Source organism: Leisingera sp. S232 (assembly GCF_049800895.1).
Lineage (GTDB): Bacteria > Pseudomonadota > Alphaproteobacteria > Rhodobacterales > Rhodobacteraceae > Leisingera.
Genome location: NZ_JBNAFX010000035.1, coordinates 32983 through 46264 on the forward strand (window position 1 = coordinate 32983; position 13282 = coordinate 46264).

9 protein-coding genes, 1 tRNA gene and 1 pseudogene are annotated in these 13282 nt (G+C 61.7%); 7 read left to right on the top strand and 4 right to left on the bottom strand.

The window, feature by feature from the left end; genetic code table 11:
• The first annotated feature begins 11 nt into the window (after positions 1 to 11).
• Positions 12 to 704 (top strand): response regulator, encoded by a 693-nt coding sequence (locus ACP151_RS17530; RefSeq protein ID WP_424980201.1) that lies wholly within the window; start codon positions 12 to 14, stop codon positions 702 to 704.
• Here ACP151_RS17530 and torS read toward each other — a convergent pair.
• Positions 677 to 3607, bottom strand: a complete 2931-nt coding sequence (torS, locus tag ACP151_RS17535) for a TMAO reductase system sensor histidine kinase/response regulator TorS (protein WP_424980192.1) — start codon at positions 3605 to 3607, stop codon at positions 677 to 679. The genes ACP151_RS17530 and torS overlap by 28 nt on opposite strands.
• Before the next feature lie 94 nt (positions 3608 to 3701).
• Between torS and torT the strand changes: the two genes are divergently transcribed.
• From torT to ACP151_RS17560, 5 genes are all read left to right on the top strand, one after another.
• On the top strand, positions 3702 to 4754 hold the full coding sequence (gene torT, locus ACP151_RS17540) for a TMAO reductase system periplasmic protein TorT (protein ID WP_424980193.1): 1053 nt from the start codon (positions 3702 to 3704) through the stop codon (positions 4752 to 4754).
• Between the two features lie 146 nt (positions 4755 to 4900).
• Complete coding sequence (locus ACP151_RS17545; protein ID WP_424980194.1) at positions 4901 to 6106, top strand: YcaO-like family protein; 1206 nt, start codon at positions 4901 to 4903, stop codon at positions 6104 to 6106.
• Complete coding sequence (locus tag ACP151_RS17550) at positions 6103 to 7446, top strand: TfuA-like protein (protein ID WP_424980195.1); 1344 nt, start codon at positions 6103 to 6105, stop codon at positions 7444 to 7446. Before ACP151_RS17545 ends, ACP151_RS17550 begins: the two co-directional genes overlap by 4 nt.
• Before the next feature lie 42 nt (positions 7447 to 7488).
• Positions 7489 to 8787, top strand: coding sequence for a hypothetical protein (locus ACP151_RS17555; protein WP_424980196.1), 1299 nt, complete (start codon positions 7489 to 7491; stop codon positions 8785 to 8787).
• 149 nt (positions 8788 to 8936) lie between these two features.
• Positions 8937 to 9788 carry a hypothetical protein gene (locus tag ACP151_RS17560; protein ID WP_424980197.1) on the top strand — a complete coding sequence of 284 codons (852 nt, stop codon included), beginning with the start codon at positions 8937 to 8939 and terminating at the stop codon, positions 9786 to 9788.
• 66 nt (positions 9789 to 9854) lie between these two features.
• On the opposite strand, the gene ACP151_RS17565 is transcribed toward ACP151_RS17560, so the two are convergent.
• Both ACP151_RS17565 and ACP151_RS17570 read right to left on the bottom strand, forming a co-directional pair.
• Positions 9855 to 11624 carry a tetratricopeptide repeat protein gene (locus ACP151_RS17565; protein WP_424980199.1) on the bottom strand — a complete coding sequence of 590 codons (1770 nt, stop codon included), beginning with the start codon at positions 11622 to 11624 and terminating at the stop codon, positions 9855 to 9857.
• An 85-nt stretch (positions 11625 to 11709) separates the two neighbouring features.
• Positions 11710 to 12360 carry a GNAT family N-acetyltransferase gene (locus tag ACP151_RS17570; protein ID WP_424980200.1) on the bottom strand — a complete coding sequence of 217 codons (651 nt, stop codon included), beginning with the start codon at positions 12358 to 12360 and terminating at the stop codon, positions 11710 to 11712.
• Between the two features lie 262 nt (positions 12361 to 12622).
• Here ACP151_RS17570 and ACP151_RS17575 point away from each other — a divergent pair.
• Positions 12623 to 12699: transfer RNA gene (locus ACP151_RS17575), tRNA-Arg, on the top strand.
• Between the two features lie 357 nt (positions 12700 to 13056).
• On the opposite strand, the pseudogene ACP151_RS17580 reads toward ACP151_RS17575, so the two are convergent.
• A pseudogene (locus ACP151_RS17580) lies at positions 13057 to 13282 on the bottom strand (IS5/IS1182 family transposase); the annotation flags it as partial.

Below are 13282 nucleotides of genomic sequence, written 5' to 3' on the forward strand. Positions count from 1 at the left end.
GCAATGCGGGTATGGCGCATATTTTGATCATCGAGGACGAGCCGGTCAGCCGGACCACGCTCGCCAGCTATCTGGATGCGCAGGGGTACAGCGTGTCCCAGGCAGAAACGGCCGAAGAAGCAGAGAGAATTTTACAGACGAGCGATGTTGATCTGCTTGTCGTCGACATCAACCTGCCGGGCAAAGACGGGCTGCAGATCACCCGGGAACAGCGGGCCAAGTCAGACATCGGGATTATTCTGGTGACCGGCCGCGATGATGAGGTCGACAGAATCGTCGGGCTGGAACTGGGCGCAGATGATTACGTCTGCAAACCCTTTAACCGGCGCGAGCTGCTGGCACGGCTGAAAAACCTGCTGCGCCGCACCCAGGAAGCCAGACGCCTGTCACGCCGGGTCTATACGTTCGGGAACTTCCGCTTTGATGTTGCTGCACGGCATCTGCAATCTCTGGAGGGCGACAGCGTGCCTTTGACCCGGGCGGAATTCGAAGTGCTGGACATGTTGGTCAGCCGGGCGGGTGAAGTCGCCTCGCGGGATGCGCTGATGAGCCGGGTGACGCACCGGCAGTACGGCGCCAATCCCCGCACTGTGGATGTGCTGATCCGCCGCCTGCGTGGAAAACTGGAAGAAGAACCCTCCAATCCAAGGGTCATCACCACCGTGCATGGCGAAGGTTATGTGTTCACGGCCCCTTTGGTCTGAAGACCGCAGTCGCGCAGCACCCCCGCCAAAGCTTCCAGAACCTGCGGCGCCAGCAGATTAATCTGGCGCATCTGCTCTGCGGCGGCAGACTGGCGGCCATTCACTGCGTCGGCTTCCAGCTTTGTCAGAAGGCTGGCCAGATCCCGCTGCCCGAAATTGCCGGCGGCTCCCTTGGCCCGGTGGGCCTCCTTTCCCAGACGGCCAAGGTCCTGTGCGGACAGTGCCGCTTCCATCTTCTGAATGCTCAAAGGCAGTTCCTGCTGGAAGAGGGCCGCAATTTCGGCTGCGCGGCCAGAGCCGAGATCCTGGATGTTTTCCTGCATATGCTGCAGCAGGCTGGATGTCCTGTCCTGCTCAGGCGCGGCCCCGCGCGCTGACAAGTAGACAGCGCCTTCGCGGCCCTGGGTAACGCTTTGCAGGGCCTTGGCAAGGCGTTCCGGGGACACCGGCTTGGCCACAAAACCATTCATCCCCGCCTGCAGGTGGGTCTCTATCTGTTCTTCCTGCACATGCGCAGAGATGCCTATGACCGGCAATTTGGACAGCCGCGGATCCGGCAGCGCGCGCAGGCGGCGGGTGGCTTCGGTGCCGCTGATGCCGGGCAGATTGACATCCATCAGCACCAGATCGAACGGCACCTCGCGGAGCAGTTCCAGCGCCTCTTCCGCGGTTCCTGCACATTGGCAGCTGTGGCCCATGCGTTCCAGATAACCCTGTGCCACCATCTGATTGATCTCATTGTCCTCGACCACCAGAACAGAAAGAGGAGGACCGGTCGGCCGGACCGGAACCGGCGGCTCCTCTGGTATCAGGGCTGCGGGATCACCGGCTGCCAGCTCCAGGGCCAGAGTGAACACCGACCCGACATTCTTGGCGCTTTCCAAAGACAGGCGGGCGCCGATAGTCTGCGCGAAATGCCTGCTGATTGCCAGACCCAGCCCGGTGCCGCCGAACTTGCGGGCGGTTTCGCTGTCTTCCTGTTCAAAAGCCTCGAAGATGCGGGACTTGGCCTCTTGCGAGATCCCCTTGCCGGTGTCGCTGACTTCAAAAGTGATCTGGTGGCGCCCGTGGGTGCTGCCATTGGTGCGAACCCGCAGAATGACCTCTCCTTCGTCGGTGAATTTCAGCGCATTTGACAGCAGGTTGAACAGAATCTGCCGCAGCTTGGCAGCGTCGCCTTCGACAACGTCAGGCAATTCCTGTGCCGCATCCAGCAAAAGATGAACCCCCTTGCTGTCCGCGCCCGGGCGCAACAGGACGACGATATCATTGATCAGGCCGCGCAGGGAGAACGTGATATCTTCCCGCTGCAGTGCACCGCCTTCGATCTTGGAGTAGTCCAGAATATCATTCAGGATCTTCAGCAGGTTCTGCCCCGAAACCAGCGCCGTGCGCAGACGGTCCATCTGCCGGGGCGGCAGGCCTTCATCCGACAGGCTGCGCAGCATGCCCAGCACGCCGTTCATCGGCGTGCGGATTTCGTGGCTCATCATCGCCAGAAACTCGGATTTGGCCTGGTCGGCAGCCTCGGCTTTCTGGCGGGCCACATCATGGGCTTCGACTTCTTGCCGCAGCCGCTCCGTTTGATTGTCGACAAGAGACTGCAGGTTGTTGCGGTGTTCCCGGAGTTCCTGTTCGTTGCGGTCGCGGACTTTTTCCAGTTCCAGTTTATCCAGGGCCTGCTGGCGGAAAACCTCTACTGCGGCTTCCATGCGCGCAATCTCGTCCTGCCCGCGGGGACGGACCGGATGATCCAGCTGCCCGCGCATCAGCGCAGCCATGATGCCGGCCAGCTGGTTGAGGCGCCGGGTGATGCTGCCGCGCACGTAGAACCAAAGCACTGCCAGCGACAGCAGAAAGCCGGTGACGGCAGCAAAACCATTGCGCAGCTGTGCTCTTTGGATGTCGGCAGCGGCTGCATTGCCTGAGCTGAGCGCCCGAGCCTGCGCCTGATCGGCGACCGCTGAGGCTTCGTCGCCCAGCCGCAACGCGGTGTTCTGCAGCTCTTGTTTCAATGCGGTGATGCGTGTCTCTGTGGTCAGTATCCGGCCGCGCAGCCCGAACAGGCCGGCATTGCTTTCCGGCACCGCCTGCAATTGGGCCGCAAAGGTCTCTGCCTGCTGGCGGCGGCCAGGATCCCGGATTGCCTTGATCCGTCGCGACACGATGTTCAGGCGGCTGGACAGCGCGGCTTCGATCTCTCTCAGTTCGGCCTCAGTGCCGGCCTTTTCGATCCGGTTTATCAGCAATCCGATTTCTGCAGTCTGCGACCGCAGTTCAAACATCAGCCCAAGCTGGAACAGGTCGACCTCGATCAGTTTGTCGAGCATATCAGTGCGGGCCTGCTCTTCGACGGGGGAGCTGCCGGGGCTGTAAAGGCTCGAGATAACCGCCGTTGTGCCCATTTCAGCATTGGCGACCAATGTGTCAGCCATGCTGAGCAGATTATTTGCGGCCGTCAGGTTGCGGGTGGTCAGCTGCTTCAGGCCACTGTGCAGCGCGATGCGGGTCTCGACCAGTTCATTGAGCAGCGCCAGCACCCGCGCGGCGTCAGTCACCGTATCCCGCAGGCGGCCGGAGCCGGCAATGCCGCCACGTTCCAGCGCATCCAGGCGGCCGGTCAGCGCCTGAACCTGATTGGACAGGAACTGCGCCCGGTTGGCGCGTTCTGCCTGGGTCGTGACCGCAGCCAGTTCCGGGGCGATGGCAATGATCCGGGTGCTTTCCTCAGCCATGCCGCGCACCTCGGCAATGGCCGGGATGGTTTGGCTGATCACCTCTGCCTGGCGGCGCGCCAGCACCTGCAGTTCAATCAGCCCCAGAATGCCGGCAAGGGTCGGCAATCCCGCAATGACAATGAATGCCAGGCTCAATTTTCCGCCGAGGCCAAGTTTCTCTAACATTCGGGAACTTTCGCCTGCATTTGCAGATTTCGCAATTTTGAATTTCCCTTTCATGCCCTGCGGCCTATCCTCCGGGCTGGAAACAGGGGGTCTCATGCGTGCATTCTGGTTATTGCTTTTTACGTTTCTGTCCATGCCGGCAGCTGCGGACAGCTGGCGACTGCAAGTGCCGCAAACCGCTTTTGACTACAGCAGCGAGCTTGAGACTTTGGACTATGCGCCGCTGGGGAAGGCCGCACAGGCGTGGCGGCTGTGCATCGCATATCCGCATCTGAAAGACGCCTACTGGCTGAGCGTCAACTACGGGATGGTGGCGGAAGCTGCCCGGCTGGGCGTGTCATTCAAGCTTGTGGAAGCCGGCGGGTATCCCAATTTGCAGCGGCAAATTCAGCAGGCCGAGGAATGTGTCGCAAACGGCGCTGATGCGCTTGTTCTTGGCACGGTGTCATTCTCGGGCCTGACCGACACGGTCGAACGGATCGCCGCTTCGGTGCCGGTGATTGCCGCAGTGAACGACATCGCAGATGCCGGGATCACCGCGAAGGTGGGCGTATCCTGGAAGGAAATGGGCGCCAAGGCCGGCAGGATCATTGCAGCCCGCCACCCCAAAGGAGGGCCGCCCGTGAAAGTCGCCTGGTTTCCCGGACCGGACAAAGCCGGCTGGGTGGCATTTGTGGACGAAGGGTTCCGCGCTGCGCTTGCGGAAAGCGCCGCGGAGATTGCGGTTACCAAATACGGTGACACCGGACGGGAAATACAGGTGCGGCTGGTCGAGGAAGCCCTGGATGAGGTGCCGGATCTGGACTACATTGCCGGTTCCGCACCAGCTGCTGAGGCTGCGGTATCAGTGCTGCGCGCCCGGAGCATGCAAGAGCAGGTTCTTGTTGTCTCTGACTACATGACACATGCGGTCTACCGGGGTGTCCTGCGCGATCGCATTATTGCTGCTCCGACGGATTTTCCTGTGTTGCAGGGGCGGCTGGCGGTTGAAATGGCCGTGCGTGCAATCGAGGGCAGCCTGCGTGTCAAACATGCCGGCCCTGCTATCAGGGTTTTGGATACGGGCACCGCAGAAGAAGACCTGCTGGAACAGACCCTGGCGCCGGCCAGTTTTGTTCCGGTGTTTGATTTTCTGCCGCAGAGATAACCGCTCCGATGGCTGCGGGCGGACCCGGGCTTCAGTCCTGATGTTGACCGCCCGTCTGCAGCGGGTCATCCTGCGGTAATGTTTGCCGGTCGCCGTCCGGGTTGCGGCGGATGTCCTGCGGCGGTCACAGCAGTGAGGCCAGCCAGATGCCGAAAGCGAGACAGAAAGGCTATCTGCACGATACGCACCGGCTGTGTGACCCTGCGCAGACGCTGGCAAACGTGCGCCCGCATCTGGCAGATATGGGCATCACCCGGATTGCCAATCTGACCGGGCTGGACAGGGTCGGCCTGCCCACGGTTATGGTCACACGCCCCAATTCCCGGTCGGTTGCCGTGTCACTGGGCAAGGGGCTGACGCTGGAGGCTGCCCAGGCTTCTGGCGTGATGGAAGCCATCGAGTCCTGGCACGCCGAGCGGATCAGCCTGCCATTGCGGTCAGCCAGTTTTCAGGATTTGCAGAAGGATGCTCTGGTGGCGGATGTGGCCCGGCTGCCGCGTGTGACCGGGGCCGATTTTGATCCGCAGCGCCGGATGCTGTGGGTTGCGGGCGCTGATATGGCCACCGGGGGCCAGTATTGGCTGCCATTTGAAATGGTGGATACAGACTACACGGCTCCGCCCAGCGGCGGTCAGGGCGCGTTTCCGCGCACCACCAACGGGCTGGCTTCGGGAAACAGCCTGGCAGAGGCGGCCTGTCACGCGCTGTGCGAGCTGATTGAGCGGGACGCAATCACCCTGTGGCACCACGCGCCGCCAGGCCCGCGGATCGATCCGGCTACCATTGATGATAGGCGCTGCCGCGATGCGCTGGACCGGTTTGCTGCGGCCGGGCTAGAAACCGGGGTCTGGAACATCACCTCTGATATCGGCGTTCCGGCGTTTCACTGCATGATCTGCGAAGCAGGCAGCCGTCCGGGCCATATCGGTATCGGCAGCGGCTGCCATCCCGACCGCCGCATTGCCCTGCTGCGGGCACTGACCGAGGCAGCCCAGACCCGGCTGACCTATATCTCTGGCGCCCGCGATGATCTGGACCCGGATGAATTCACGCCAGCGGCGGCGGCAGAACGCGCAGGCTATGTCCGCCGCCTGCTGAGGCGCAGCCAGGCCAGCGCCAGGTTCCAGGACTGCCCGTCCCTTTCGTCGCCCTCCTTTGAGGAGGATCAGGCCTGGCTTCTGGACCGTCTGGAAGCCGCTGGAATGGCGCAGGTTCTGATCGTGGATCTGTCCCATTCCGGGTTGGGCATCTCTGTGGTGCGTGCGGTGATCCCGGGGCTGGAAGCGCCGCATGACGACCCTGACTTCATCGCCGGGCCGCGCGCCTTGCGGGCCGCTGAGGTGACCCCGTGAGTGCGGTGGTGTTTGCCGGGCCGACGATCAGAGCAGCCGACGTGGTGGCGGTGCTGCCGGATGCAGACGTGCTGCCGCCTGCCGGTCAGGGGGACATCTACAGGGCAGTCCGCCACGGGGCCTGTGCCATCGGGTTGATCGACGGCTATTTCGAAGGGGTGCCTTCGGTGTGGCACAAGGAGATCCTGTGGGCGATGGAACAGGGCATTGCAGTCTACGGAAGCGCCAGCATGGGGGCCTTGCGGGCGGCAGAGCTGTCGGCCTTTGGCATGGTGGGGGTTGGCAGGATCTACGAAGCCTACGCCTCTGGCAACATCATGGACGACGACGAGGTCGCGGTTCTGCACAGCCCGGCAGAACTGGGCTATGCGCCGCTGAGCGAGCCGATGGTCTCGATCCGTGCGACGGTGGAACATGCGATCAGCTGCGCTGTTTTGAACACGGCGCAGGCCTCTGCAGTTCTGAAGACCGCCAAAGCCCTGTTTTACCAGCAGCGGAGCTGGGCGCAGATCCTCGCGGATGTTGCTGCGGCGCCCTGGCTGGACCGGTTTGCGGCGTGGCTGGAAACCGGGGCCGTGGATGCCAAACGCACTGACGCGCAAGAGATGCTGCACCGGATGGCTGCTGCTGAAGCCCCGGCGGATGGCCCAGCCGGGGAAAGGATGGAGCGGACCCTGGCCTGGCAGGGGCTGGTGCGCCGGGCTGAGGCACTGGAACAGGAACAGGCGCTACAGGCGCCGGACCAGCGGGTGCTTGATGAATTGCGGCTGGCGCCGGCGCGCTTTGACGCCTTGCTGAACCGGGCGGCGCTGCGGTTTGTGCAGTTGCAGACGGCGCGCCGTACAGATGCGCAGGCCGGACGGGAAGCTGTGCTGGCACAGCTCAACCGCCACCGTCAGGCAAACGGCCTGTTGCGCAGCAAGGACCTGCAGGCATGGCTGGACGCCAACGGGCTGACAGTGGCGCAATATGAGACGGTTCTGCAGGAAACAGCCCAAGCCGCCGCGGCCGCGGATGCGGTGCAGGAGGAACTGCAGACCTATCTTCTGGCGGAACTCCGGCTTGCTGGCGCCTATGCCGGGTTGAAATCACGGGCCGAAGCCAAAGAGCAGCAGCTGGCCGGTCATGCGCAGCCCGATGGGCCCGCCGGGCAGGCAGAACGGCTGCAATTGGCGGCCTGGCACTTTGAAACCTGCCTCCGGCAGGATATCCCGGCGGACCTGGAGGCCCATGCGGCGTCCATCGGGCTCAGCGTCGAAGAATTCTTTGCGCTGATCCGCCGCGAATTGATGTATCATCAACGGTGCAGAACACGGCCTGAGCCGGACAGCAACGATTAGGCAGAACGATACAGGCGAAACCTCCGCAGAATTGGAGGCCCAATGGAAGACCCTTTCGAGGCGGCCGAGGAAGCACCGGGAACGCGCTTTCTGCTGTTTCCGCAGTCGCCGTTCCGAACCGAAGACCCGGTGCTGGAGATAGTCGAGATTTCGGCGCCGCCGGGAACCATTGGCCCGGGGCCGTCGGGGCCGCGGATGTATACTGTCAACGCGCAGGGCAAGTCGATCCCTTATGGTGCGATTGTGCAGGGGCCGCAGGGGCCCGGCATGTATCTGCCCCCCTGGCACGGAGCGCTTCAGCCGTCGCCGGAACCGGATGAGGACGGGCACTTCCTGCACATCCCGCCGTCCGATCCGCGGTTCGAGGCCGCGCATCTGTTTGCGGCGGCGCATTTTACCATGGATGTCTGGGAGGCTTACTTTGGCCATCCGGTCCCCTGGCATTTCGCCCGTGACTATGACCGGCTGGAATTGTCGCTGCTGCCCAGCCTGGACAATGCCCATATCGGCTGGGGGTTCCTGGAAACCGGCGGCACCAGCGAACACGGCGGCGAATACCGCGCCTACAGTCTGAACTTTGACGTGGTCGCCCATGAAATCGGCCACGCCATTATTTACAGCATGACTGGAATGCCGGTCTCCGAAGATGTTCCCGGTGAATACTACGGCTTTCACGAATCCGCTGCGGACATGGTTGCGTTGATTGCCTCTTTGCATTTTGGCTCGGTGGTAGAGGAGCTGCTGGAGAACACCCGGGGCAATCTGTACACCTTCAACCAGCTAAACCGCTTTGCCGAACTTGCCGGCAGCGCGCAGATCCGGATGGCGGCAAACACTCGGCTGCTGGATGACTTTGTGTGCGGCTGGAGCAGCGAGCACGCGCTGTCCGAGCCGCTGACCGGGGCAATGTTCGACATTCTGGTGGACATCTTCCACGAACGCCTGCTGGTTCATGATCTGATTACCCCGGAAATGGAGGACCTGTCCGATCAGCTGGAGGACAGCCCGCATTACGCAGAGGTCATGCAGACCCTGTTTGATGCCCGTTATGCGGCGGACCCGGAGGGATTCCGCCTGGCGCTTTTGGAAGCGCGGGACATCCTGGGTTCCTACCTGGCGGCAACCTGGAGCATGCTGGACGCGCAAACCCTGACTTACGCAGCGGTTGAACAGGCCCTGCTGCTGGTCGACCGCAATTCAACCGGCGGTGCGTTTCAGTCGATCATCGAAGGCAATTTCAGGATGCGCGGAATTGGCCTGGTTCAGGCAGGCCCGCGGCTGGAAGAAGCCGATGAAAACAGCCACGCGCATTCGGTGCGGACCCGGGTGCCGGATGGGTAACTTTCCTATAGGCTGTAAATCCCCTTCTTTTTGTGATACTTTGACCCTGAGGGATGCGTTTTGCGGATGCCCGGTTGACCCGCGTGTTGGCCGGCCCGCTGTAAAAAAGGTCTTCCAGTTTTGTTTCCATAGCCACAGGAGTATGTGCGGTGGCCGAGTCTTTACTGAGTTTCTCTGAAGTGCTGTTATTTGGACGCCTCCTGAAAGATCTGCAGATCGTCAGATCCGACATCAAGAAGACAGTGCGCGTGGCGACTGTCGAGAAGATGAATGTGAACAATGTGGATCCAGAGATCGACGGCGTTGAAATCGCAGTGGACGATCTGGTTCTGGTGCGTCGCAACAATGCCAATGACAACGGAATTTACAAGGTCACGGCGGGAAATGGGAACACCCTGAAACTGGTGTCAGAACTGAAGGTTGCGGTGGATGATCGGATCGCCGTTCTGGAAGGGCTTGAACTCGGGGACACGGTATGGACCCAGATCAAGGACATCCCCAAGCAGATTTACAAACAAGAGGGGCTTCGGGGGCGCGGGCGGAACAATCTGCTGGATGCGCAGCTGAGCCTGCATGCCAAATTTGCCCGGATTTACGGTTTTGCCTATGAAGGCACCTATTTCGAGTTGCCGGAACCCACGCTGTTCCTGGTGCATGGCGAGGGCAAGAGCGCAACCGACGACATGCCTGGCAACCAGGGCGCCCGCGCGCCCTTGAGCCCATCCGTGACCGGTGTTGCTTCAGCTGAATACCAGATCGCAAACGATATCCGGGTCTGGGATTATGACAAAGCCGACTATTCGATCCGTATGGATGTGATGACCGGTATGCTGGAACAGGTGCTGCTGGATGTCTATTTCGGCGGCGGGCCTGACGTTAGCGGCGCAAAGGTCAGTGGTGCCAAGGTCAGCGGTGCAAAGGTGAGCGGCGCAAAGGTTAGTGGTGCCAAGGTCAGCGGTGCCAAGGTGAGCGGTGCAAAAGCACGCGGTTCTGGCGACTGACCAGCTGGCATGAGATGGCCATAAAGGCGCGGGCGCGGCTGAACTGGCTGCGCCCGCGCCTGTGCTTCAGAACCCTGCTTTCTTCAGCCCTTCGACAAAATGCTGGGTGTCTTCCTCCAGCCTGTCAGGCTGCACCCGGGCCCAGCGGTCCAAGGAGAAATTCGGATGCGCCTCACGGTGCCGGGCAGCCATGTCCCGCGCCAGTTCCATCTTGCCCAACTGGGCATAGCTGGCGGCCAGCATGCGCTGGCCTTCTGTCGGGTTGTTCATCTTCGTCAGCGTTTCGATGACCGCGTCATATTGCTTGAGATTGTAATAGGCCCCGCCCAGGTGCCACAGATACTGGTCCGGGAAATAGGGGTTGAGCCGGATGGCCTGCTGCAGGCTGCTGATCGCCGTTTCATTGTCCCCGGAATGGGCCAGCGCATCGGCATAGTCCGACAGCAGGTCGGCGTCATTCGGGTTCAAGGCCAGGGCGCGACGGTAGGCGCCGATCGCCGCGTCATGTTCCTTGCGATAGAGATGCACAAAGCCCAGCTCGCCAAAGCCCCGGGCGTCAGTCGGATCCAGCTCCACTGCCCGCTGCGCAAAGGACAGTGCAGTATCCAATGCATGATCCGCGTCCTTGGCCCAGGAATAGCGCCAATCGATGTTCATGGTGCGCGACAGCGCGGCAGACGCCCGGGCGTAATCCTGATCGCGGGCCAGAGCTCTTTCGTACAAAGTCTGTGCTTCGCGGTTGTCCTGCCGCGTGTAGCGAAAGATGTACTGTTGCCCGCGCAAAACATAGCCATACGCGGCAAGATCGGCCGGCGCGGTTTGCGCCATCCGCTTGCGCTCCTGCGCTTCGATCAGCACGGCGGTGGCAGCAACGATGGCATCTGTCACCTCATCCTGAATGGCAAAGATGTCATCGATATCCCGATCATAGCGTTCGCCCCAAATGGTTCGGCCGGACTCCGCGTCGATCAACTCAATGGCCACCCTGATCCGCGAGGCCGTCCGCCGGATGCTGCCCCGCGCGACATAGCGCACCCCCAGTTCGCGGGCAGCGTCCTGCGGCGGCATGGACCGCGCCTTGAAGAAAAAGGCGGAATTGCGGGCAATCACAAAGAGATTTTTGAACTTGGACAGGTTCAGGATGATGTCTTCGGTCAGCCCGTCAGCAAACCAGCTGTCGGATTGATCCCCGCCCAAGCTGGCAAAGGGCAGCACGGCAACTGACGGAATGCCGGGCAGCTGCGGATGCGCAGGCCCCGGGTCCGGGCGCAGGGTGGCCGCCATGGCTGCGCCTTCGATCTCGCTGCGGACGCAATAGCAGGGGATGGACTCGGCGATGTTTTTCAACCGCTGCGGACCAAGAAATTCAAAGCCGTACCGCAACCGGTTGCGGATCTGTTCATAGACTATGGCGCTGACAAACACGCGCCCCGGCTCGGCAATTTCCTGCAGCCGGGCAGCAATATTGACGTTGTCGCCGTGAATGCCGCGGTCGTCGATCAGAATTTCGCCCATATGCACACCGGCGCGAAACCGCAATTGCTGGTCCTCTGCCCGCGCACTGTTGTTCTGATCCGCAATCCGGTGCAGTTCGACACCGAATTTCACGGCATCGGTTGCGGTCTCGAACAGGGCAAGTACCCCGTCGCCCCGCACAGCAACCACCTGGCCGCTGTGCTTCTGGCAAGCTGCTTCAAGCTGCTCCAGCAGCAGTTTGAGCGCGCTGTAGGTATCGAATTCATCATTGCCCATCAGCCGCGCATAGCCGACGACGTCAGCAAACAGCACTGCTCCAAGCTGCCGCCGGACTAGGGATGTCTTGTCTTGGCCGCTCACAAGCTGTCCTCCTCCTGTGAGAATGGCGGAACCCGGCCCGCGGCGCCGGGTTGGGTTTGTTCAGCGCCGTATTGCCTGACGCACTTCAGCTATCCTGCGCGCCGGGCGGTCCAGGCGGCCAGACCCAGCCGGACACCGCTGCGCCCCGAAACTCTACCCTGCACTCGGGCCCCAGCTCCTGTGCCAATGCCCCGCGCCGCGCGTCCCAGTCGCGGCGCAGAATGCCGACACCGACCATGTCGAAATACCGGCCTTCCGCAAACCAGGCTTCCCGCATTCTGCCTTCTTCTGCGAACCCGGCGCGGGATGTCATCTGCTGGCTGTGTGCATTGTCGGCCCGGTAATAGGATGTAACGCGATTTAGCCCGATCTGACGGAAGGCAAAATCCAGCACAAGCGCCATTGACCGGATGCCAATACCCTGCCGGCGCCTGCTCTCTTCGACAAAGAGCGAGATAACGGCGTCGCGGTTGACCGCAGAGATGCCCTCAAGCCCGGTCACACCGCACAGCACGCCGGTGTCCGTCGTGACGGAGAACCAGCAGCGTTCCGGGTTTTTCGCCGCAACCCCACCTGGCTCCCAGGTCTCCTGAACGCGGGCGGCAGGCGCCGGTGCCCGGGCCGACCTGTCAAAGCGGGCCAAGTCGGCAACATTTTGAAACCAGCTGGCCAGATCGGCGAAATCATCCGGTTCCAGCGGCCGGAGCCGGTATGCGGCTGACTGGCTCTCGGGCATCGGCTGTCTCCCTTGCTTTGCTGTTATATGGTTCCGGCGCGAAGGCCCCCGGAAGCAGGTTGCCTGCCCTATATACCACACTCTTTGGCGAATTGGGCATCAGTGGCACGCGCAACTGTCAAAGGCTGCAGGCAGCACTGAAGAACCGGCTGCCAGTCTTGCACCCGGCCTCCTCTGCGGGCTGAGACCGGGCAGGAATTTAGAAGCCTGGTCTCTTTTGGGGTTGCAGCCGTGCGGCGGTATAAGTAAACCCCGCCGCAGTGGACCGATAGCTCAGCTGGATAGAGTACTTGACTACGAATCAAGGGGTCGGGGGTTCGAATCCTCCTCGGTCCGCCACTACCCTACTGTCGAATGCCAAGCAAAACTGACCTTCTTGTCCGGTTTTTGACCCAATTCCCGTTATCTGCTCACGGGGTCTGTTAGGTTTGATCTGACTTCCTTCAGGAAAATTAGGGCTGACTTGCAGATTCAATCGGCGGAGTTGCCTGTTCCTGCTGAGCCACCAGCTGCTATGAGCACAAGGCCGGATTGCTGCGGGCCCAGTCGGTCACTAGCAGCTCTAAGCGAACCTCCGGCCTGCCTCGCAGCTGGGACTGGTACTCATGCAAGTTGGGCGGAAAACGGAAGTTCGCTGCAAGTGGGCGTTGTTGCGCAACTCGTTTTGAGGACGAGCTTCCCCTTTCCGCGGCGGATTCATCCATCACACACGATCTCGGCGGTGCCGAGGGCCGAGAATCGGTTCATGAGAGCGATGCGGATGTGGATTTCGGCGGTTTGTCTGTCTGGGTCCCTCGCCATGATGCGTTCGCCGAATGCCTTGAGGCATAGCATTTTGGCCTCCACGCGACTTCGGATGTGATAACCACTCCATCGTTTCCACAGCGCCCTGCCGAAGCGTTGCGAAGCGCGCAGTATCTCG

Excerpts from the sequence above, each read along its gene's own strand:
- ACP151_RS17530 (WP_424980201.1), top strand. The coding sequence starts at position 12 with ATGGCGCATATTTTGATCATCGAGGACGAGCCGGTCAGCCGGACCACG.
- torS (WP_424980192.1), bottom strand. The coding sequence starts at position 3,607 with ATGTTAGAGAAACTTGGCCTCGGCGGAAAATTGAGCCTGGCATTCATT.
- torT (WP_424980193.1), top strand. The coding sequence starts at position 3,702 with ATGCGTGCATTCTGGTTATTGCTTTTTACGTTTCTGTCCATGCCGGCA.
- ACP151_RS17545 (WP_424980194.1), top strand. The coding sequence starts at position 4,901 with ATGCCGAAAGCGAGACAGAAAGGCTATCTGCACGATACGCACCGGCTG.
- ACP151_RS17555 (WP_424980196.1), top strand. The coding sequence starts at position 7,489 with ATGGAAGACCCTTTCGAGGCGGCCGAGGAAGCACCGGGAACGCGCTTT.
- ACP151_RS17570 (WP_424980200.1), bottom strand. The coding sequence starts at position 12,360 with ATGCCCGAGAGCCAGTCAGCCGCATACCGGCTCCGGCCGCTGGAACCG.